Source organism: Lysobacter spongiicola DSM 21749, assembly GCF_900167055.1.
Lineage (GTDB): Bacteria > Pseudomonadota > Gammaproteobacteria > Xanthomonadales > Xanthomonadaceae > Novilysobacter > Novilysobacter spongiicola.
In genome coordinates this window covers 643,746-665,297 of record NZ_FUXP01000001.1, presented here as the reverse complement: position 1 = coordinate 665,297, position 21,552 = coordinate 643,746, and the positions used below count along the sequence as shown (strand labels likewise).

Below are 21,552 nucleotides of genomic sequence, written 5' to 3'. Positions count from 1 at the left end.
GCGACCTTGGTCGCGCCCTGCAGGTGTCATCAGGAGAGAGAGTTGTTGAAGCCGCAAGGCTCCTGCAGCCATTGAATCGCGGGGACGTTACCGCCGTATGTCGGCTGGCGGGCTACCAGAAGAACTGCAAGCGCGCTTCCACGATGTCCGGATCGTCACTGGCGCCCTGCCGCTCGCTGTCGACCTGCACGTAGTTGACCGCGAGCTTGAAGTTCTTTTGCCAGTACCAGTTCACGCCGGCGGTCAGGGCGTCCATCTGGCCGCCCTCGACGCTGCCGTCGTCCAGGTCGATGGTGTCGTAGCGCAGCCCGAGCTGCCACATGCCGCGGGCGGGGTTTTCCGGCTTGGCCGTGCCCGGCGTGCCGCCTTTGTAGCTCCAGCCCTCGCCGGTGACGTTGTAGATCGCGCTCAGGTAGCCCCCCGTGGCGCTGTAGTCGGCGTTGTCGTGGCGGCTGACGTCCGCGAGCATGTACTCGCCCTGCAGCTTGAATGGCCCGCGGGCCCAGAAGCTCTCGATGCCGGTGGTGGCAATGCGGTCGGTGTCGAGCAGGGTGCCGGTGTCGACCAGCCGGACGCCGGCCAGGTCGGCCTGTGGCCGCGTGCGCAGGCGCAGGGTGTCGGCATCGGTGTCATGGTCGACATAGGAAAGGCCGAAGTGCAGGATGTTGCCGCCGTCGTTGATGGGGGCGAACGTGCCACGCACGCCGTAACCGCTGCCGTGGGCGCCGCCGCTGGTCAGTTCCCGCCCGAAGCTGCTGGCGGTGAGCGTCCAGTCGTCGGCCGTATACGCATAGGCGGCGCCGAGGCGACGCGAGACGGCGAAGGTGTTGGTGGTCATCGCCTTGGAGATGAAGTCGTTGTTCTTGGTCGACGACAGCTCCTCCATGCTGTTGGGCTGCTTGAACTGGCCCACCTGGAGGCTGTGCCCGCCGTCGAACCCGAATCCGACGTTGACGTCGAGCCACTTGTCGCTCTTGGCGTCGTAGCCGACGACCCAGTCGAAGTCGCCCGGACCCTTGCCCTTCAGCACCAGCTGCGCGCGGCGGAGCTCGTGGTCATGGTCGCTGCCGTCGCCGGGATCGCTGTCCAGGTCGAGCAGGTCGCTGTCGTACCAGTTGCTGTCGGCCTGGACGAGGCCTTCAAAGCTGATCTCCGAGCCACCGAAGGTGCCGACGGGTACCGCAGCCTGTGTAGCGGGTGCGACGAAGGCGACCAGCAGGGCCGCTGCAAGACGGTTTGGTTGAATTTTCATGACGATCCGGTGACACCACGGGGGAAGTGGACGCAGGGTAGGGCTGCAATCTTGCAGTAATGTGACAGCCCCTCGTGTACGTGACGTCCATGTGTCACCGGTGTTTCAGGATGTCCCCCTCGCCGCGAACGCGACTTCGACCCGCAGCGCGCCGTTGCGCTTGTCGACCTGCATGGAGACCGGGGCGATGCCGTGGTCGGCATACAGCCGGTCCAGCCAGGCGAACAATTCGGGAGCGCCGACGGCATCGATGCCGATGGACAGCCCACCGGCCTCATCGGTGCGTTGGCGGGTGACCTCCACCCGGGCGCTCGCCGCGGTAGCCAGGATGATGTCCTTGAACCCGTTATCAGCCTGGTCAGCCTGCGGTGCGGGTTGGCCGATTCCCCTTGCCTCGAGCTCCCGAACCGCCGACTGGACCCACGCCAGCCCGGCTGCCGCCCGGTCGTGTCGTGCGCGGGCTTCTTCCGCCCAGGCCTGCAACGGGCGCAGCAGGCCGAGCCACAGCACGAACGCCGCCACTGCGATGCCCATCACCACCAGCATCAGCCGTTCACGTGGTTCCCGGGAAAGCCACCAGTCGCTGGCGCGGAGGCGGATGCCGCTGTCGGTGCTGCTCATGGCGCCGGTCCCAGTTCAAAGGTGTGGTGGAGGCGCCCGTTGACGGTGCGCGAGCCGGTTCCGGTGAACGTCAGTCCCGCACCGGAGAGCTGCTCCCGGACCTGGTCGAGGTCGGCCGCGTCGCGGTGTGCCAGCGTGGCGACCAGTCGGTCGTCGGAGAACGACATGGCCTCGAGTTCGGCATCGTCCAGTTGGGCCACGGCATGCAGCAGGGCGCCGGTGGAGCGGATGAATGCATCGCCCTGGTGGGCTGCGTCCAGCGCCTGGCGCAGGGCCGGAAGCGGGTCGCCGTCCGCCGCCAGCATCGGCAGTGCCCGCGCCGCCTCGGCCTTCGCCTGTTCCTCCAGATCCGACGCGGCCCAGGTATCGCGCAGGATGTGCGCTGCCAGCAGTACCAGTGGCGAGATCGCCAACACCAGCGCCAGGGCCGCCGCGCGTCGCCAGCCGTTCCATCCCCCCGGATGGGCGGGCGCGCGGGCATATTCCTGCTGCAACAGATTGATGGGCGACTCCAGCGCCATGCGAGCCAGCGCTGGCTCCGGGTCCGGAACCAGGTGGCGTTGGCGCTCGCCGATGACATGCATGGCCAGCTCCGGCTCCGCGGTGAGCGCGACGCCGTGGCCGCGGACCCACCACTCGCCGTCCCGTTCGGTGACCGCCAGCGTGTCGGCATCGTCTGGAAGCGGAAGCAGTAACGGCGCCGGTACCACGTCATCCGGCACCAGGCCCATCGCGGTGGCCCGTGCCAGCCATTGCTGCATGGCGCCGTGCTCGACGCAGACCACCAGCCGCTCATTGGTGTCGGGCTCGCCAGGCGCGATCGCGATGTGCTGCGATTCCGCCGCGGCGGCCAGGTGGTCCGCGGCGAGCAGCCGTGCCGCGGCCTGGGCTTGCAGCGGATTGCGGGCGGGGAGGTCGAGCCACAGCACCCGGCACTGCGCGCCCGGCACGGCCAGTACCTGCCGAATATCGGGTCCCGGTGGCGCAACCGGGGAACCGGGGTCGAGGACGTCGCGGCCCAGCAGCCGGCCGCTGGCGTCGGCGCGCAGCCGGACCACGGGCGCGGTCTCGTCGGCCGGGAGCAGGATCAGGTGGAGGGTGGTGATCATTCGGAGAGGGTCCAGCGTCTGGCTACGAGGTGCACCCGGCCTGCGGCGTATTCCAGCAGCGCGCTGGAAACGAACTGCGCGTCGGCGTACTCGATCCGGGTGTCGAGCGAGAAGAAGCGGGGCCGTACATCGATCCGGCCCGTGCCTTCCCGCGGCGGAAGGCCGGCCAGCATCGGCTGCGCCCAGAAGGCGTCGGCGCTGCTCCAGCCGGACGGTGGGCGGGCGCGGATCAGCCGCCGCGCGGAGGCCGCGTCCAGCGCGCTGTCTGTCAGCATCACCAGCAAGGCAGCCTGGTCCTCCCGCAAGGCATTGACGTTGATCCGCGACGGGTCCGCAGTTGGATGCGTGCAGACATAAGGACGCAGGCGCGCATACAGCTCCGCATCGAAACCTTCGATGGAGCGCAGCTCGCTGGGTTCGGCCAGCAAGGCGCCGGCGGTGCGGTAGCCACCCCGGTGCCGGGCGTAGGTTTCATCCTCCGCGCCCTCGGGGCCGGGGGACTGGTCGCTGTCGATCCAGTCGACCAGCGCGTCGACCAGTGCCGCCGAGCGGTGGGCGGGAATGCCCAGTTCCCTGAGCAGGGTGTCGAACTCGCGGGCGCCACGCTCCCGGCGCTGCCAGAGGTCGCCGGCGCCTTCGGCCACGCTGTTGAGGTTGAAGCAGGTGGAGGCGTCGGCCAGCTGCGCCTGGATCAGGCCGTGCTCGATCGGAAACACCATCGGTCGCCCGCTCCACTCGCTTGCCGGCGCGGTGGCGGCCGGGGAGGCCATGAGCTGTTCGATCCTCGTTCTTGCGAGCGTTTCGGCGCCCATCGCATACCACCGCGCCTGCGCCATCGACTGGGCATTGGATGCACGACGCAGGCCGAACCGGATGTCGTCGAGCACGCTCATCACCAGCACTGCCATCACCGCCACCAGCAACAGCACGGTCAGCAGTGCGACTCCGTCCTGCCGGTGCGAGATGTTCGGCCGGTGCCGGTTCAAGGGCCGGCCCCCGGCAGCAGCAACCATTGCTCCACCCGGCCGAGGCCTTCCAGCTCCATCTCCAACCGCACCGCGTCGGGCAGGGCCTCCAAGCCGCCGGCCCAGCCCCGGTTCCATGCGCCCCGGTAGTGGTAGTCGACAGAAGCTGCCCGGATACCGGTCAGCAGCACCTGCGGGGTTCCGGTCATGGCGCCGTCGAGGGCACCGCGGACGGCGCGTTCCAGCTGTCCATCGACCAACCGGTATTCGACGTACTGCATCGATGCCCGCGGCTCTTCATCGGGGTTGGCGAAGCCGCGCCGGACCAGCGCCAGCAGGGGCGCCCCTCCGGAGGGGGTTCCGCCGGTGCTGCCGACGAACGCATCACGGGCCGCCATGCCATCGCGCCCGCGGACCCGCCGCACGGCTGCCTGCGCCAGGTCGGCCTGCAGCAGGGCACGCGCGCGCTGGAACTCGCCGAGGCGGTCCATGCGCGACTGGATCACGCCCTGGTTGTCGACCGCGTAGGCCATCACGCCGACCCCCACCGCCGACAGCAGGACGAAGACCAGCAACGCCACCAGCATCTCGACCAGGGTGAAGCCTGCGGCGCGGCGACGGCGCGTCATGGCGCCGCCTGGAACAGCGTGGCTTCGGCGACAACGCGCTCCTCGCCCTGCGGCATCACCGTCACGTCGATGCGCATGATCGAAGGCATGTCGGTGGCCGCGACCCTGCGGCTCCACCGCCAGGTGCGGTCGCCGACGGTGTCCTCACCGCTCGCGCTGGCGGAGAGTTCCGCAGGCGCCGCCAGCAGCGCTTCGGCGGCACGGTTGTCCGCGACCACGCCTGCGAGCACCTGTTCTTCGACGATCACCGCCGTACGGGTGTTCTCGCCCGCGAGGTTGAGCAGTGCGAGCACCGTGAGCGCGAGCACCGACACGGCGACCAACATCTCGATCAGCGAGAAACCGCCGCTTGGGCGGCACGTCGGCAGTGGCGCGTCAGGGCGCGGCATCGACGCCCACCCCGCCTGCGTCGTCGACCGACACTTCCACCGCGCCATCGTCCCCGCGGAGCTGTATCCGCGCGGCGCGGCCTCCACCGGTCGGGTCGAAGCGGAAGCTGACGCGCGCCTCTCTGGTCGGCAGGGTCGGTACGGTGCCGTCGCCCCAGGCAACAGGCTGGAACGGACCTTCAGGGAGCGGCACCCATTCACCGAGATCCTGTCGCGCAAACGCATAGCCGTCGGCATCGACGCTCACCTGCACGGCGCGGTTGGTCAGCACCGCCTCTTCCTGCGCCCGGACCAGGTGCGCGGCAAAGCCATCGGCGTCCAGCGCGAGTTGCCGCCCGCCGCCCGGCGCGGTCAGCACCACCGCCACCCCGACCAGGCCGAGGATCACCAGCACCACCATCAGTTCGACCAGCGTGAAGCCGGCCGGGCGGGCAAGGCATCGGTGGTGGCGTTGCGGGCGCATCGCGCAGGCTCAGTTCCAGTTGCCGATGTCGGCGTTGTCGCCTTCGCCACCCTCGGCGCCGTCGGCCCCGAGCGAGAAAATGTCGAAGGCGCCGTTACGGCCCGGCTGCCGGTACTGGTAGGGATTGCCCCACGGGTCGGCGGGCAGGCGGCGCACGTAGCCGCCCTTGCGGTAGCGCTCCGGGCGGGCCAGTCCGGCCGGCGCCTGGACAAGTGCATCCAGCCCCTGTTCGGTGCGCGGGTAGACCAGGTTTTCCAGCCGGAAGGTCTCGACCGCCTGCTCGAGCACCGACACGTCGGCTCGGGCCTTTTCGACCATCGCGCGGTCCTGGCTGGGCATGACGTTGATCATCACCACCGTCGCCAGCAGGCCGATGATGACGATGACCACCATCAGCTCGACCAGCGTGAAACCGGCGGCGCGGCGGGGCGTGCGGAATGGGGCACGGGTGCACATCGGGATTACCTCAACCAAGGACGAGGGAGTTGAACTGGAGGATCGGCAGCAGGATGGCCAGCACGATCACCGCCACCACGCCGCCGAGCACGACGATGATCAGCGGCTCGAGCAGGCTCATCGCCACCGACGTGAAGGTGTTGAACTCGCGCTCGAGGTAGTCGGCCGCGCGCTCGAGCATCTGCCCGAGGCGGCCGCTGTTCTCGCCGCTGGTGGTCATGTAGAGCAGGGTGGGCGGGAACACGGTGGCGCGACGCATCGCGCCCGACAGGCTGCCGCCTTCGCGGATGGATGCGACCATGCGGTCGGTGGCCTCGCGCAGCACGCGGTTGTGCACGGTGCGCGCGGTGATCACCAGCCCCTCCATCATCGGCAGTCCGCTGCCGACCATGATCGAAAGCGTGCGAGCCATGCGCGCGGCGTGGACGTCCCGCACCAGCCGGCCCAGCAGCGGCAACTGCAGCACGGTCGCGTCGAAGCGATGCCGGAACGCCGGCCGCCGCAGCAGTCGGGAGAACGCCACCGCGCCGACCGCCGCCAGCACCAGCACCGGCAGGCCCGTCGCGGCCATCAGGTCGGAGATTCCGATCACGACCCGGGTCAGCAGGGGCAGTTCACGACCCATCGAGTCGAACTGCTCGACCACTTTCGGGACCACGAACGCCATCAGCGCGACGACCACGGCCACTGCGGTCAGTGCGAGCGCAGCCGGGTACACCAGCGCGGTGATCAACTTGCCACGTACCTGCTGCTCACGCTCGAGCAGGTCGGCCAGCCGCTCCAGGATGTCCGGCAGCGCTCCGGAGCCTTCGCCGGCGGCGACCATGGCCCGGTACAGCGGCGGAAAGGCAGCCCCCTGCCGCGCCATCGCGTCCGAGAGCCGGAAACCTTCAAGGACGCGGGCATGGGTCGCCATCAGCACCCGCCGCACCGCGCGCTTGTCGGCCTGTGAGCCCACTGTCTGCAGTGCTTCCTCCAGCGTCATCGCCGCCGTCAGCGTCGACAACTGGCGGGTCACCAGAGCGAGGTCCTTGGCGGTGAAGCGGTCCAGGAGCGATCGCCGGCCGGCGTGGGCACCGGTCGTTGCAGCCTCGATGCCTACCGGCACCAGCCCGCGCCGCGCCAAGCGCTCGCGTGCGTCGCGCGCGCTGGGGGCGTCGATCACTCCGCTGCGGGTCTGTCCGCGCGTGTCGAGGGCGGCATAGTCAAACGCGGGCATCGCCTTCGTGCTCCTTCAGCGCGGGTGCCGGTGGTGCGTCCTCCTGGCGGGCCACGCGCAGGGCTTCCTCGGGCGTGGTGTCGCCGGCGGCCACCGCGGCGCGCGCCGATGCGGCCAGCGTGCCGGCGCGCGCGAAAGCGGCGCGGGCCAGGGCGTCCTCGTCGGCGTTCTCGCCGATCAGGCGGCGAAGGGTGTCATCGATCACCACCGCCTCGTAAATGCCCAGCCGGCCGGCGTAGCCGATGTGGTTGCAGCGCGGACATCCCACCGCGCGGTACATCGGCCCGGCGTAGCCGGCGCCCATCACCTGCCGCCCGAGGGCATCGGGTTCGCGCAATGCGCGGCAATGGGGACACAGCCGGCGCACCAGCCGTTGGGCCAGCACCAGCCGCACGGTCGAGGCGAGGAGGAAGGGTTCCATGCCCATGTCGCGCAACCGGGTGATCGCGCCCACCGCGTTGTTGGTGTGCACCGTGGACAGCACGAGGTGGCCGGTGAGGCTGGCCTGCACCGCGATCTGCGCGGTCTCCGGGTCGCGGATCTCGCCGACCATCACCACGTCGGGGTCCTGTCGCAGGATCGCGCGCAGGCCGGCGGCGAAAGTCATGCCGACCTTGGTGTTGACCTGGGTCTGGCCGACGCCGTCGATGGCGTATTCCACCGGGTCCTCGACGGTCAGGATGTTGCGGCTGCCGTCGTTCAACGAGGCCAGCCCGGCATAGAGGGTGGTGGTCTTGCCCGAGCCGGTGGGGCCGGTCACCAGCACGATCCCGTTGGGCACCTGCAGTGCCTTGCCGAACGCCGCGTTGACCGCGGGCGGCATGCCCAGCTGCTCCAGCGTCAGGGTGCCCTGGTCCTTGTCCAGGATGCGCAGCACCACCCGCTCGCCGCCGCGCGCGGGCAGGGTGGAGACGCGTACGTCCAGCGCCTTGGCGCCCATCGCGACCGAGATGCGCCCGTCCTGCGGGACGCGCTTCTCGGCGATGTCGAGCCGGGCCATGACCTTCACGCGCGACACCAGCAGCGGTGCGATGCGGCTTGGCAGGCTGGCCGCCTCGCGCATGACGCCGTCGACCCGCAGGCGCACGCGCAGGGCCGACTCGAACGGCTCGATGTGGATATCGGACGCGCCGGCGCGCGCGCCCTCGGCGATGATGCCGTTGATCAGCCGGATCACCGGGGCGTCGTCCTGGGCTTCGAGCAGGTCGGCTGTCGCCGGCAGGTCTTCGACCAGCGAATCGAGGCTGCCATGGGCGTCGAGCGCGTCGACGGTGCCGGCGCCATCCAGCCCGGCGTCCGCGTAGACCTCCGACAGGGTCCGGTCGAATACCTGCCTCGGCAGCGGCTGCACCTGGAGGGGCCGGCCCAGCACGCGCCGGACTTCCAGCAACGCGGTCGCCGAGGCGCCCTCGCGCAGGCCCACCCGTGCATCGTCGCCGGTGCCGGCAAGCAGCAGCACACCGTGCTGCTTGGCGAAGGCGTAGGGGAGGCGGGTCGCGCCGCGGGTGGCGTCGGTGGTCACGGGGTGCCGCTCCCTGCACCCGGCGCCGCCGGCGCCACCGGCGGTTGCGTGCGCAGGTAGTCGCGCACCAGTACGTCGAGCGCCGCTTCCCGCTGCTTGCCGTCGTCGAGCTGCAGCTGGGCATCGCGCATGTAGTCGTAGCGCGGCGCGGTGATGCGCTGGGCATCCGCCGGTCCACCCACGATGGTCGGTCGGATGAATACCATCAGGTTGGTCTTCTTCCGCGAGCGCGCGCTGGAGCGGAACAGGTTGCCCAGCAGCGGGATGTCGCCCAGCAGCGGCACCTTGTCGACCGAGTTGCGATCGGCCTGGTCGAGCAGACCACCGAGCACGACGATCGCGCCGTTGTCGACCAGCACGCGTGTTTCGACTTCGCGCTTGTTGAGCACCAGCTCGTCGGAATCGGCCGACACCGGCCCGGCGATCGACGACACCTCCTGGCGCAGCTGCAGCGTGATGCCGCCGCCAGCGTTGATCTGCGGGGTGACCTCGAGCTGGATGCCCACGTCCTGCCGCTCGACGGTGCGGAACGGATTGGCATTGTTGTCGCCGAGCACCTCGCCGGAGGTCACCGGCACCTCCTGGCCGACAAGAATGCGGGCCGGCTCGTTGTCGAGGGTCATGATCGACGGCGTCGACAGCAGGTTGGAGCCGGTGTCGCTTTTGGCGGCATTGATCACCAGCCCGAACAGGGTATCGCCCGCGCTGCCGGCGATGCCGGCCAGGCCACCGGTCAGCCCCAGCAGCGATTGCAGGGCCGCACGGCGCGCGGTTTCCGCCAGTTCGCTGTCCTCGTCCAGCAGTGCGCCGGCGGCAAGCTCCGTGATTCCCGGGACACCTTCGCGACGGAACTGCGTGGTCCCGAACGGCACCCCATCGCGATTTGCGGCGGCGATCTGCACGCCCAGCTCCCGGGCGGCGTCATCGGAGATCTCGACCACGATCGCCTCCACCAGCACCTGCTGGCGCCTGACGTCGAGTTGCTTGATCACGTCCACCAGCGTGCGCTGGGTTTCCGGGTCGGCATTGATGATCAGCGCGTTCTGCCCCGGTGCGCGGACAATCGTGGGGCGTTTGCCGGGGGTGGCGGCAATGACCTGCGCCTGTCCGTCGACCGGCACCGCAGTTGCGCCAGCCGTCGTCCCCGCCCCGCCGTCGGAAGGTTGTCCCACCAGTTGCTGCAACACCGGCAGCAGCTGCTCGGCGCTGGCGTGCTGAAGCATCATCACGTGGACGTCGCCGGTGCTCTCGGCACGGCGGTCCAGCTCCAGGATCATCTGCACCACGCGCTGGATCAGCGTCGGGTCGCCGCGCACCACGATCGAGTTGCTACTGGCCACGGGCAGGACCGACAGCGCGGCGTTGCCGCCTTCGCCACCGGTGCCGAACAATCCGTTGACCGTGGCGGCGATCTCGCTGGCCGAGCTGTTGCGCAGCGTGACGGTATCGATGGTGGCGCGGTCGGAGTCGATCGAGGCGATGAGTCCGCGGATGCGGCGCAGGTTGTCGGCGTAGTCCGCCACCAGCAGGCTGTTGCCCTGGGGGGTCGCGATCACGACGCCGCCGCGCCCCACCAGGGGCTTTACCGTTTCGGCCGCGATGCGCGCATCGACCTGGCGCAGCGGGATCACTTCGGTGGCGAACCCGAGTGCGTCGCCGCCTGCGGTCCGTGCCTGCTGCGCCGCGGTGTCGTCGGGTACCACGCGATACGTCGCCGGGCCCGCGGGAACGGCGACCAGGCCGTTCGCCCGCAGGATCGTCAGCAGGACCCCGATCAGGTCCGACTCGCTCAGCGGCGCATCGTTGGAATAGTTGACCGTGCCCTGTACCCGCGGATCGACGATGAAGGTGGTGCCGGTGGCGCGGGCGACATCCTCGATGAAGGCGCGCAGGTCGGCATCGCGCACGTTGAATGCCTGTGGCGGCGTGCTGGCGGCGCCGGTCGCCTGGGCGAGTGCTTCGTGCATGGGCTGCAAGGCCAGCATGACCACGAGCAGCAGGGTGGTGGTGCGACGGATCATTGCGGCGCCTTCAGGGTGGTGGTGCGGGTTTCGCCGTCGCGCCGGTACTGGAGCCGGACCTGTGGCCGGCCTGCGACCTGCTTGCGCAGGTCGGCCAGCGTTCCCGCCTCGATCGGCTCGCCGTCGATGGACAACAGCACGTCGCCCGGTGCCAGACCGGCGTATCGCAGGAGCGGGCTGTCGTCGCGCGGCTTGATGGTGTAGCCGCCCTGCGCGGTCGTGGCGGCGGGTGTCGCCGGAGACGGCGGGGCCGGCACGGCGGCGGGGACGGTCGCCTTGGCGGGGGCGGGCGTGGTGGCGGAACGGTCCGGAAGGTCGAGCCGGTGCCGGGTTCCGCTTGCCACCAGCACCACATGGTCGGCAGCCACCGATTCCAGCACCACGCCCGGTGCGACTTCGCCTCCGGCCCTGGTCGAGGACTGGGTGCCGTCCCTGCCGAGGATCGCGGAGTCGCCAGTGGCGCCGCGGCGGACACCGTAGAGCCGGTAGCCGGCCGCTTCATTGCGGCCTCCGCCCGTCGCCATCGAGTTGCGGAAGAACACATCGGCGGTGGGCAGCGAGGGGGGCGGGGTGGTCGCGGCCGTGGTCACGCCGGTGTCGACCCGGGCCGGGGCGGCCGGCACCAGGAGAATCCATGCGAGCCTGCCTACCTGGAGTGCCAGCAACGCAACTATCACGACCGCAACAGCGGCGGGCAGCCATGTGCGCCATTCCGTGGTGCGGGCGAAGGCGTGCGGATTCGGGATGGGCATGGATCCTGCAATGGCCGGGGCACTGACGTTTCAGGCGTGGGTCACAGGATGAGACGGTTTCGTGACCGTTTGATTTCAGCTGACCGCCGACTGCAACAATCAAAACGGCCCGGCAGGTTTCCCTGCCGGGCCGCGGCATCCGGGCACTTCCCCAAGCCCCGGACAAACCCTCCCGGTCGTCAGAACGAGGCGCTGATCTCGAACGAGTAGCTGGTTCCGAGGTCGTAGCGCATGACGTCGGCACGGCCACCGCCGAACGCCTGGTACTCGCTGTACTCCTCGCCCAGCAGGTTTCGGGCTTCGAAGCCGAGCGTCACGTCCGTGTCCCACAGGCGGAGCCCCTTCTTCAGCACCAGGTCGACCGTGGTTCCCGGGTCCTGCATGTAATCGGGCTGCACCACGACGATGCCATCCGGCGTATAGCCGTTGATGCCACGCGCGTTGATGCGTTCGCTGGCATAGCCCACCAGCAGCGTGGCCTGGCTGCGGGTGGCCGGGTTCTCGATGCCGAGCTGCAGGTTGGCGAGGTGCTCGGACTGGCCCTGCAGGCGGCTGCCGTCGAGCACCAGCTCCGATGCGGCCTGCGGCCGGCCATTGCCGGCCAAGGTGTAGGCGACGTCGCCTTCCTCGACCTGGACCTCCGAATCGGACCAGGTGTAGTTCGCACCCACGAACAGGCGGCTGTCACCCGTCCAGGCGAAGGGGCTGCCGAAGTACTTGCGGAAGTCCAGCTCCAGTCCATGCACCACTGCTGCGGGCGCGTTGATGAAGCTCTGCTGCCAGCTGGAACCGGAGCGACCGTTGAGCACCATCTCCACCGGCTTGTCGATGTCCTTGTAGAACAGGCCGGCACTGAAGTACTCGCCCGCATCGAAGTACCACTCGTAGCGCACATCCAGGTTGAGCAGCTCGCTGTCGACCAGGAACGGGTTGCCGATCACCAGCCGGTCGCTGTCGGTGTCCAGGTACTGCTGTGGCGCCAGCTCGCGGAACTGCGGCCGCGCAATGGTCTGCGAAGCACCGAAACGCAGCTGCTGGTTATCGGCGAAGTTCCAGGTCAGCGAGAGGGCGGGCAGGAAGTAGTCGTTCTCCAGCGGGGCCGCCGTCGGCAGCGGCTGGCCTTCGCCGAACAGGTCGATCGGCCGGACCTCCTGGGTGGCGTCTTCGTAGCGCACGCCGAGGGTGGCGCGAACGGTGCCGGTCAGCTGGGACTCGGCCTCCACGTACGCCGCCTGCGTTTCAAGTGAAGCGTCGTACGCTGCCGCACCGGTGCCGCCGGTGGTCTCGCGCAGGGTCAGGTAGCCCTGGCTGATGTTGTAGTCCGACAGCAGGTAGTCCGGGCGCTGGTAGCGCTCGTAGAAGGGCAGGTTGCCCAGCGACAGCAGGCGGAATTCGCGCGACACCGCGTCGCGTTCGGTGTCCGACCACGCGCCACCGAACTTCATGGTGACGTCGAGCTCGACCGGCAGCCGCCACGACACATCCACGCCGGCATTGTCGACGCGCTCGTTGACCTCGCTGAAGCGGGTGTAGTTCTGGGCCTGGGAGGCATCGTGCTGCCAGAAGCCTTCCGCGTCCTCGCGGTACCGGAACCCCTTCTCGTAGGGCGCATCGCGGCTTGCGCGGGAATGGCTGGCGCGCCAGTCGATCTCCAGGTCGCGGTACTCGCCGAAGGCGTGCTGGCCGGTCAGCTGGGTGTTGATCATTTCCCGCTCGAACCAGTGGGTGGTGTCGTCGCGCACGTTGTCTCCGGTCAGCAGGCTGTAACCCTCGCTGCTGCGGGTTTCCTTGTCGGTATCGTGCACGTACATGGTCATCAGGCCGACGCGGTGGCCGTCCCAGTCCACCGCGGCGCCGAACAGGCCGTTGACGGTGGCGTTGTTGGTCGTCGACATGAAGTCGTAGTCGCTCTGGACGGTCATCGTGCCGTCCTCGACCGCGCCGTCCTGCTGCACGCCGATCTGCGTGCGCCAGCTGTTCTTCATCGCCGCGGTGGCGACCAGCCCGAGGCGCGCGCCGCTGCCGACATCAAAGGCGTTGCCCATGCTGATCTCGGCATTGAAGTCCGGGTCGACGCTGTCGGTGGCCTGCAGCAGGTTGAGCGGCGCGTTGGTGAAGCTGCGCGCGATCTTCTTGACTTCGTCGCTGCTGAAGTCGCGGCCAGGGGTGATGCGGTTGCCCGTGGCCAGCGCCTGCTTCAGCTCGGCGGTGACCTTGCGGGTGCCGTCGTCATAGCCGAAGAAGTCCGAATCGCCGCCGCCGTAATGGGTCAGGCCGGCCTGGAAGGTGGTCTCGCTGTTGCCACCGGTGCCGAGCTTGATGTCGAGGAACGCTTCTTCGGGCACCACTGCACTGGACAGGTTGATGGTGCCGCCGCCGAACTCGCCGGGCATGGTCGCCGAGTAGGTCTTGCGGACCTCGATGGTCTCCAGCACGTTGGTCGGGAAAAGGTCCAGCGGTACCACGCGCTTGAGCGGCTCCGGGCTGGGCAGGGGCGAGTTGTTGAGCAGGGCAGAGGAGTAGCGCTCGTTGAGGCCGCGCACGTAGACGTAGCGGCCGTGGTTGAGGCTGATGCCGGCGACCCGGGTCAGGGCGTCGGCCGCGGTGCTGTCGCCCTGGCGGTCGAGGTCTTCCTTGGAGACGTGCGACATCACCGCCGAGCTGAGCAGCATGGGCTCGGGAATGTATTCGCCCTGCACCTTGACCGAGTCGAGGTCGGTGGCCTGCATGGGCGCGGCAGCGGCCGTGGCGGCCTGGACGGCGCCGGTCTGGGCAGGGGTGGACTGCGATTGCGGAGCGGCCGTGCCGGCCTGGCCCAGCGCAACGCCGGGCGAGAGCAGGGCCGAGATGGCCAGGAACAGGCCCGTGCGGGCAGGGGTGAGCTTCATGAGTGGCAGCCTTTCAGTGGGTTCGGTGCGTCGGAAAGATCGATGCCGCGGCCAGGCCGCGGCATCGATGGGGAGACGGTCTGGAGGTCCAGCCCGTGTCCCGTGGCGTGGTGGCCGCGGCGACCACGCCCGTCACTGCTCAGCAGGGGTCGGCGGCGGTCAGCCCGCAGGTCCAGCCCTGCCACCAGGTGTCGTTCGCATCCTTGACCGCACCGATGTAGTCCACGTCCTCGAATGCCGCGTTGATCGACGCGAGACCCGCGTAGGCCGGCACCGCCGCTTCGTTGGCGCCGTTGATGAAGCCGTTGGTCAGCGTGGAAGCACCGGTGTCGTTGTTGGTGCCCGCGGCGAACGCAGCGGCTTCGCGACCCTGGTCGCCACCCGCGAACGGCACGTCGCAGGAGAGGTAGGTCGAGTGGAAGACGCCGTCGGTGGTGTCGGACTGGAACTCGACGCAGGCCGGGTCGCCGCCGGTGACCACGGCGTTGTAGTAACCGACCAGCGTGCCCTGGTTCAGCACGATCGCGCTGTCGTGGCCGGCGCCGACGAAGGTGACGTTGGCCAGGTTCGGCATGGAGCGGTACGGCAGGTCCTGCGAGCTCATCTCGTTCATGCGGTCGCCGCCGCCCGCGCGCTGCATGATCAGGCCGAACTGGATGCCGCCGCGGTAGCCGGAGTCGGTGTCGAAGGTGTCGTCGTCGTTGCCGGTACCGACCAGGAACTTGGCGTTGACGGTGCCGCCGAACCACTCGAAGCCGTCATCGGAGCTGTTGTGCACCTGCACGTACTCCACCGTGGTGCCGTTGCCGAGACCGGCCAGGGTGATGCCGTTGAGCTCGACGTCCGGCAACACCTCGAAGCCCGAGTGCATCACGCGGACGTAGCGCAGCACGCCAGTGTTGTCGTCTTCGGCGTTGCCACCGTAGTAGCCGTTCGCACCCTCGACCTGCGCTTCGCAGGTGGCGGAGCCCGGCTGTGAAGTGCCCGGGCAGGTGCTGATGGGCGCGCGGCCGAGCAGGACGAGGCCACCCCATTGGCCGATGGAGTCGACGTCGGTCCCGCCTTCGACGCTCTGGCGGCTGGTGAGCACGACCGGATCGGTGGCGGTGCCTTCGGCGAAGATCTGCGAGCCACGGTTGACCATCAGGAAATCGGCACCGGCCGAGCCGAACACGGTGACGCCCGGCTCGATGGTGAGCTCACCCTTGCGCGCCTGCGGTGCCGGGTTCGCGGCGTCTCCACCCATGTCCTCGCCGACGTCGGTGCGGCCGTTGACCGAGTAGACGACACCATCGATCTTCGGCAATACCAGCTCGCCGATGATGCGCGAGGGCAGCTGGCAGTTGGTCATGCCAGCCACGTCACCGGCGTCGGTGGTGCCATCCGGGCATTCCGCGGCGGTCGGCGGGGGCGTGGTCGGCGGCGGGGTCGTCGGCGGGGGCGTGGTCGGCGGCGCGCCGGCGGGCGGCGGCGGGAACGCACCTTCGCCCGGCGAGGCCACGTTGTCGGATCCACCACCGCAGGCGCTGAGCGCGAATGCCGCGGTCAGGGTCATCAACAGGGTCTTGGAGTTGCTGGAAGCAGCCATTTGCACGATTTCTCCGATGATCGGGTTGGCTCGACGCCGGGCGGCGAAGATTCGGAAATCGTTATAGGCAGGCTTTGTGACACGCAGCTTTCAGCTTTAACGGTTTCTTGACCTCGACTGCCGAATGCCCGAAATCAGCCGCCGGAATGAAACCTGGCTGTCATAAGAAATCTGCAATCAACGGCGTGCACACTCGCGGCATGACCCGAGCACTCGAACCCCGCACCGAACAATGGATCGTCCAGCAGGCGCGCGAGGGGCAGCCTCCGGATGTGTTGCTCCAGCCTTTGCTGGAAGCCGGTTGGACGCAGGAGGACGCGACCGCGGCGGTGGAGGCGTCGGTGCGGCGCTGGATGGAGTCACATGCCCGCGATGCGGGACTGCCGCCGTCGGTGCCGGTGCCATCACCCATTGAGCTCAACGGTGCATCCGTCCTCCGCGCGCATGACCGCGACATCACGGTGCTGGCCAACATGCGGCTGCCGCGGGTGATCGTGTTCGGCGGCTTCCTCAGCGGAGGGGAGTGCGACGAGCTGGTCGCGCTGTCGCGGCCGAAGCTGAAACGTTCCACCGTGCTCGATCCCGCGTCCGGAGGCGACGAGGTGCATGTCGACCGCACCAGCGCCGGCACCCATTTCGCCCGTGGCGCCAACGCGCTATGTGCGCGAATCGAAGCGCGCATCGCCGCGCTGCTGGACTGGCCGATCGACCATGGCGAATCGATGCAGATCCTGCGTTACGGTCCGGGCGCGGAGTACAGGCCGCACCACGACTACTTCGATCCCGCCTGGCCGGGCAGCGTGAAGCAGATCGCCCGCGGTGGGCAGCGCGTCGCATCGCTGGTGATGTACCTCAACACACCGGAGCAGGGCGGGGCGACGACGTTCCCCGAGGTCGGCTTCGAAGTCGCGGCAGTCAAGGGCAACGCCGTCTTCTTCAGCTATGACCGCCCGCACCCGATGACGCGCACGCTGCATGCCGGGGCGCCGGTATTGGCAGGCGAGAAGTGGATCGCGACCAAGTGGTTGCGCGAGGGCCGCCACGACTGACGACGAGACACGCCGGCGGAGGCGTTCCTATGAGCCCGCCAAGGGCGCCGGTTCGCCCGCCGTCTTGTCCCTGTACCGGCAGATGTCGCGGATCGGACAATGCGGGCAGTCCGGCACGCGTGCCTTGCAGACGTAGCGGCCATGCAGGATCAGCCAGTGATGGGCATCCTGCAGGTACTCGCGCGGAATCACCCGGACCAGCAGGTCCTCGACTTCGCGCACGTTCTTTCCTGGCGCCAGTCCCGTGCGGTTGGACACGCGGAAGATGTGGGTATCGACCGCCATCGTCGGCTCGCCGAAGGCGGTGTTGAGCACGACGTTGGCGGTTTTGCGGCCGACGCCGGGCAGCGCTTCCAGCGACGCCCGGTCACGCGGGACTTCGCCGCGGTGGTGTTCGATCAATTGCCTGGCCATCTCGACCACGTTCGCGGCCTTGGTGTTGTACAGGCCGATGGTCGATATGTAGGGCTTGAGTCCCTCCACGCCCAGCGCGGCGATTGCCGCCGGTGTGTTCGCCACGGGAAAGAGTTTGCGGGTGGCCTTGTTGACGCCGACATCGGTGGACTGCGCCGACAGTGCCACCGCCACCAGGAGTTCATAGGGGGAGCTGAACTCCAGCTCGGTCGTGGGTGCCGGATTGAGCGCGCGCAGGCGCTCGAACATTTCACCAATCTCTTCGCGCTTCAGCCGCGAGCGGGCGCGACGCACTTTCGCGGCTCGTACGGACGGCATGGCTGTCAGGAGCTGCGCGCAGCGGCGCGGGCCTTGGCCCGGGCCAGGGCCGCGGCCGCCGCAGGGGGCAGGCCGGATTGTGGCTGCGTAGCCGTGTCCTGCCCTGGCACAGGCACGGCCACCGCGGCACGCCGCGCGGCCTTTGCCTCTGTCCGCTGTTGCAGGCGTGCCTGGCGGGCCCGGAAGCGATCACGCGCCGCGAGCGCAGTGCGCCGGGCGGTGCGTGCCGCCTCCAGCGAGGCCGAACAGGCAGGGGTACAGTCCAGGCACGACGGACACTCGAGCAGCCCCGCATCGATGGCCCGGTCGAGGTCGTCCACTGCCAGCGCCGCCGCGACGAGGTGGGTCGTGACGCTTGCCGGCGTACGGCAGCCGCATCGACAGACGGGATCAGCCCCCGGCATCGTCGTCAGCTGCCGCGGAACGAGGGCTTGCGACGCTCGAGGAAGGCGCTGGTGCCTTCACGCATGTCGTCCGTCGAGAACACCAGGCCGAACTGGGCCGACTCGTATTCCAGCCCCTCCTCGATGCCGCATTCTCCGCCGACGTTGATGCAGTCGATCATGCCGCGAACCGCCAATGGTGCCGACGCGGCCAACTGGTCGGCCAGCTTCATGGTCTCGGCTTCGAGCGTGCCGGCCTCGACCACCCGGTTGACGATGCCCAGCGCGCAGGCCCGGTCAGCGCCGATCGGCGCGCCCAGCAGGCAAAGCTCCAGGGTGGCCGCCCGCCCGGCCAGGCGCAGCAGGCGCTGGGTCCCGCCGAAGCCGGGGATCAGCCCCAGGTTGATCTCCGGCTGCCCCACCTTCGCGGTGTCGGCGGCGATCCGCAGGTGGCAGCACATCGCCAGCTCCAGTCCGCCACCCAGCGCGAAGCCGTTGATCATGGCGATCACCGGCTTGGGCATCTTCTCCACGAACCGCATCATCCGGGTGCCACGCAGGGAGAAATCCCGACCCTGCGATGGCGTCAGGGTGTTCATTTCGCTGATGTCGGCGCCTGCCACGAACGCCTTCGAACCGGCGCCGGTGAGGATCACGCAGCGCACGGACTCATCAGCGGCGGCCGCCTGGAAAGCCTCGTGGAGCGCATCGATGGTGGCCGCGTTGAGCGCGTTCAGCTTGTCCGGGCGATTGATGGTGACGGTACGTACCGCGTCCCGATCGGACACGGTGACGGGGGATTGGCTGGGGGCTGCTTCGGACATTCTGGCTTCCGGGTTGGAGTGGGGACCGGGCGTTGCGCAGACGGTCGGGAACTCATGCGGCAGCGCGCTGTCTGAGCCCGTGGCGTCAGTGGCGGTTAAGCCCTGCCGTCGTTATCCTAGCGCGTCCCGTTGTCGCCCTTCGACCTCGGGACCACCCATAACGGGGCGGTGCCGCCGCTTCGCGCCATCACCGGAGGTTTCACCGAATGAAGTTGCGTTTGATTGCGGTCGCAGTGGCGGCCCTGACCCTGACCGCGGGCTCTGCCTTCGCCCAGGACACTTCCACCGAAAAGGGCAAGCTCGGCTACGCGCTCGGCTATGACCTCGGTCGCAACGCAGCCGAAAGCGGCGAGGCACTGGACGTCAACACCATCGTCAAGGGCCTGCAGGACGGCTTCGCCAAGCGCGACCCCTCGGTGCCGGTCGACCAGCTGCGTACCGCGGTCGAGAACATGCAGAAGCGCCAGGCGGAGAAGGCCAAGCAGCAGTGGGACCAGGCTGCCGCCCAGAACAAGACCCGCAGCGATTCGTTCATTGCCCAGAACAAGGCCAAGGCCGGCGTGCAGTCGCTGCCCAGCGGCGTGCAATACCGCGTGATCGAGGCCGGCAACGGCGCCAAGCCGACCCAGTCGAGCACGGTGCAGCTCGAGGTCGCCGGTCCGTTCCCGTGGGGCGAGCGCGGCCAGAATGCCCAGGCCCGCCCGATGCCGGAGCTGAAGCTCAGCGAGGTCGAGATGCCGGCCATGCGTGAAGTGCTGATGCAGATGCCTGCCGGGTCGAAGTGGGAAGTGACCGTGCCCGCCGACCAGGCCTACGGCGCCGACCCGCGCACCGGGATCCCGCCGAACATGGCCGTCCAGTTCGAGATCAAGCTGGCCAGCGTCAAGTAATCCGACGCCACCAGCGCTACCCTGACTTGCGCCGGCTTGCCCGGCGCAAGTCTTTTCTGGCCCCGAATTCCACTCGGGCCCGATCCAGCGGAACCTGTCGACGCACATGATGTCTTCGCAACCACAACGCGCAGTGCTGACCCCGTGCACCGGGGTGTGCAGCCTGGACCTGCAGGGCTTCTGCGAAGGCTGCCAGCGCACCGGCACCGAGATCGCCGGCTGGCTGCAGATGAGCGACCAAGAGCGACTGCGGATGATGGAGGAAGTGTTGCCGGCGCGCGAGGCCGGGCAGGGGTGAGCTCCGACCGGTTGCTCGATGTCCTTGCAGAGGCTGCGCGGCTGCGACGGGCATTGCGACCGCTGGATGCGCCCGTTGTCGACCGCGGGTGGAACCATGAGGAAGTCGAGGACCTGTTGGCGCCGGCCGTGCGACTGGCTGACGCGTCCGTGCTGGTCGGGCTGGTCCCGAGGGCGGGGGAGACCCGTGTCCTGCTGACCCGGCGCACCGACGGACTGCGCCATCACGGCGGCCAGGTGAGCTTCCCCGGTGGCCGCGTGGAACCTTCCGACTCCGACGCCATCGCCGCGGCGCTGCGTGAAACCCATGAAGAGATCGGTGTGCTGCCGGCGCAGGTGGAGCCCATCGGCCTGCTTGATCCGCTGGTGACGATCACCGGCTTCCGGGTGCTACCGGTGGTGGCGGTGGTGGACCCGCGCCATGAGGTCCGCGCCGATCCCGGCGAAGTCGCGGAAGTGTTCGAGGTGCCACTGTCTTTCCTGCTTGATCCGGGAAACCTCGACAGCGTGATGCTGGAGTACCGGGGGCGGCAACGGCGCGTGCTGGAGTACCGTTACCCCGCGCAGCGGATCTGGGGCGCCACCGCCTCCATCCTGTTCAACCTGCGCCAGCGACTGGAGGACATGCGATGAGCACCGATGGGAGTCCTTGGGACAGCCTGGTGGAAGCCGAGGCCCTGGCGGCGGCACTGGGGCGAAGCGACCTGGTGGTACTGGACGCACGCTCGTCGTTGGCCGACCCCGCATCATGCGAGGCGGCCTACCGGGAGGCGCACATCCCGGGGGCACGGTTTGCCGACCTGGATCGCGACCTCTCCGACCATACTGCTCCCGGCGGTCGCCATCCGTGGCCGCGCTCGGATGCCTTCACCAGGCGTCTCGGCGCATGGGGGATCTCGCCCGAGACGCAGGTGGTGGCCTACGACGCCGGCAACGGCGCATTGGCGGCGGCTCGCGCGTGGTTCCTGCTGCGTGCCCTCGGCCACCGGCCGGTGGCGGTCCTCAACGGAGGATGGGTACGCTGGCTCGAGCTCGGGCTGCCGGTGGAGTCACGGCTGCCTGCGGTGGTGGAGACGACCTACCGTGGCGAGTTCGACCGCACCCGGGTGCTGGACGCATCCGACGTGCAGGCGCACCTCGCCAATGGCGGCATGCTGGTGGATGCCCGGGCGCGGGAACGCTTCGCCGGGGAAGTCGAACCGATCGATCCGCGGGCCGGGCACGTGCCGGGCGCGGTCAATCGTCCTTACACCGACAACCTCGATGGAGGGCTTTTCAAGTCCACTCCCATACTCGCGCAGGAGTTCGGGACGCTGCTGCAGGGCCATCCGCCGGCCGACGTGGCAGTCATGTGCGGGTCTGGCGTGACCGCGTGCCACCACCTGTTGGCGATGGCGCACGCCGGCATGCCGGGCGGCAAGCTCTACGCGGGTTCCTGGAGTGGCTGGCTGGAGGACCCGGCGCGACCGGTGGCGACCGGGTATGGCGACCCCTGACGGTGGC

General features: G+C 69.1%; 19 protein-coding genes and 1 pseudogene. 4 read left to right on the top strand and 16 right to left on the bottom strand.

Translation table 11 applies throughout. The features are described 5' to 3' along the window. Positions 1-112: 112 nt before the first annotated feature. The 14 genes from B5D37_RS03115 to B5D37_RS03050 form a co-directional block, all read right to left on the bottom strand. A complete protein-coding gene (locus B5D37_RS03115) occupies positions 113-1,252 on the bottom strand; it encodes an OprO/OprP family phosphate-selective porin (protein ID WP_078757209.1) in 1,140 nt (379 codons plus the stop codon). Between the two features lie 105 nt (positions 1,253-1,357). After that, positions 1,358-1,873 carry a type II secretion system protein GspM gene (gene gspM, locus B5D37_RS03110; RefSeq protein WP_078757208.1) on the bottom strand — a complete coding sequence of 172 codons (516 nt, stop codon included), beginning with the start codon at positions 1,871-1,873 and terminating at the stop codon, positions 1,358-1,360. Continuing rightward, complete coding sequence (gene gspL / locus B5D37_RS03105) at positions 1,870-2,982, bottom strand: type II secretion system protein GspL (RefSeq protein ID WP_078757207.1); 1,113 nt, start codon at positions 2,980-2,982, stop codon at positions 1,870-1,872. The genes gspM and gspL overlap by 4 nt, the downstream gene beginning before the upstream one ends. Further along, complete coding sequence (gspK, locus tag B5D37_RS03100) at positions 2,979-3,995, bottom strand: type II secretion system minor pseudopilin GspK (RefSeq protein WP_078757206.1); 1,017 nt, start codon at positions 3,993-3,995, stop codon at positions 2,979-2,981. Before gspK ends, gspL begins: the two co-directional genes overlap by 4 nt. Next, positions 3,965-4,576 (bottom strand): type II secretion system minor pseudopilin GspJ, encoded by a 612-nt coding sequence (gene gspJ / locus B5D37_RS03095; RefSeq protein ID WP_078757205.1) that lies wholly within the window; start codon positions 4,574-4,576, stop codon positions 3,965-3,967. The genes gspK and gspJ overlap by 31 nt, the downstream gene beginning before the upstream one ends. Beyond that, a complete protein-coding gene (gene gspI / locus B5D37_RS03090) occupies positions 4,573-4,965 on the bottom strand; it encodes a type II secretion system minor pseudopilin GspI (protein WP_078757204.1) in 393 nt (130 codons plus the stop codon). The genes gspJ and gspI overlap by 4 nt, the downstream gene beginning before the upstream one ends. Next, a complete protein-coding gene (locus B5D37_RS03085) occupies positions 4,952-5,428 on the bottom strand; it encodes a GspH/FimT family pseudopilin (RefSeq protein ID WP_078757203.1) in 477 nt (158 codons plus the stop codon). Before B5D37_RS03085 ends, gspI begins: the two co-directional genes overlap by 14 nt. Positions 5,429-5,437: 9 nt before the next feature. Further along, on the bottom strand, positions 5,438-5,884 hold the full coding sequence (gene gspG / locus B5D37_RS03080) for a type II secretion system major pseudopilin GspG (RefSeq protein WP_078757202.1): 447 nt from the start codon (positions 5,882-5,884) through the stop codon (positions 5,438-5,440). 10 nt (positions 5,885-5,894) lie between these two features. After that, a complete protein-coding gene (gene gspF, locus B5D37_RS03075; RefSeq protein ID WP_078757201.1) occupies positions 5,895-7,103 on the bottom strand; it encodes a type II secretion system inner membrane protein GspF in 1,209 nt (402 codons plus the stop codon). Further along, on the bottom strand, positions 7,090-8,625 hold the full coding sequence (gene gspE / locus B5D37_RS03070; RefSeq protein ID WP_078757200.1) for a type II secretion system ATPase GspE: 1,536 nt from the start codon (positions 8,623-8,625) through the stop codon (positions 7,090-7,092). The genes gspF and gspE overlap by 14 nt, the downstream gene beginning before the upstream one ends. Beyond that, positions 8,622-10,610, bottom strand: a complete 1,989-nt coding sequence (gene gspD / locus B5D37_RS03065) for a type II secretion system secretin GspD (protein WP_159447336.1) — start codon at positions 10,608-10,610, stop codon at positions 8,622-8,624. Before gspD ends, gspE begins: the two co-directional genes overlap by 4 nt. A gap of 32 nt (positions 10,611-10,642) precedes the next feature. Beyond that, entirely contained in the window at positions 10,643-11,398 is a 756-nt protein-coding gene (locus B5D37_RS03060) for a type II secretion system protein N (protein WP_078757198.1), read from the bottom strand. Positions 11,399-11,577: 179 nt separating this feature from the next. Then, positions 11,578-14,286, bottom strand: coding sequence for a TonB-dependent receptor domain-containing protein (locus B5D37_RS03055; RefSeq protein WP_078757197.1), 2,709 nt, complete (start codon positions 14,284-14,286; stop codon positions 11,578-11,580). 139 nt (positions 14,287-14,425) lie between these two features. After that, a complete protein-coding gene (locus tag B5D37_RS03050; RefSeq protein ID WP_078757196.1) occupies positions 14,426-15,874 on the bottom strand; it encodes a hypothetical protein in 1,449 nt (482 codons plus the stop codon). A gap of 200 nt (positions 15,875-16,074) precedes the next feature. On the opposite strand from B5D37_RS03050, the gene B5D37_RS03045 reads away from it, so the two are divergent. After that, positions 16,075-16,923 carry a 2OG-Fe(II) oxygenase gene (locus B5D37_RS03045; RefSeq protein ID WP_078757195.1) on the top strand — a complete coding sequence of 283 codons (849 nt, stop codon included), beginning with the start codon at positions 16,075-16,077 and terminating at the stop codon, positions 16,921-16,923. A 27-nt stretch (positions 16,924-16,950) separates the two neighbouring features. Here B5D37_RS03045 and nth read toward each other — a convergent pair whose 3' ends face one another. Together nth and B5D37_RS03030 are read right to left on the bottom strand one after the other, a co-directional pair. Further along, entirely contained in the window at positions 16,951-17,655 is a 705-nt protein-coding gene (gene nth, locus B5D37_RS03040) for an endonuclease III (RefSeq protein ID WP_078757194.1), read from the bottom strand. 409 nt (positions 17,656-18,064) lie between these two features. Continuing rightward, complete coding sequence (locus B5D37_RS03030; protein WP_078757193.1) at positions 18,065-18,862, bottom strand: enoyl-CoA hydratase/isomerase family protein; 798 nt, start codon at positions 18,860-18,862, stop codon at positions 18,065-18,067. 206 nt (positions 18,863-19,068) lie between these two features. Between B5D37_RS03030 and B5D37_RS03025 the strand changes: the two genes are divergently transcribed. The 3 genes and pseudogenes from B5D37_RS03025 (at position 19,069) to B5D37_RS03015 (ending at position 21,545) form a co-directional block, all read left to right on the top strand. Beyond that, a complete protein-coding gene (locus B5D37_RS03025; RefSeq protein WP_078757192.1) occupies positions 19,069-19,752 on the top strand; it encodes an FKBP-type peptidyl-prolyl cis-trans isomerase N-terminal domain-containing protein in 684 nt (227 codons plus the stop codon). Positions 19,753-19,861: 109 nt separating this feature from the next. Next, positions 19,862-20,682, top strand: a pseudogene (locus B5D37_RS03020) (CoA pyrophosphatase). Continuing rightward, positions 20,679-21,545, top strand: a complete 867-nt coding sequence (locus B5D37_RS03015) for a sulfurtransferase (RefSeq protein WP_078757191.1) — start codon at positions 20,679-20,681, stop codon at positions 21,543-21,545. Before B5D37_RS03020 ends, B5D37_RS03015 begins: the two are co-directional and overlap by 4 nt. Positions 21,546-21,552: the final 7 nt, after the last annotated feature.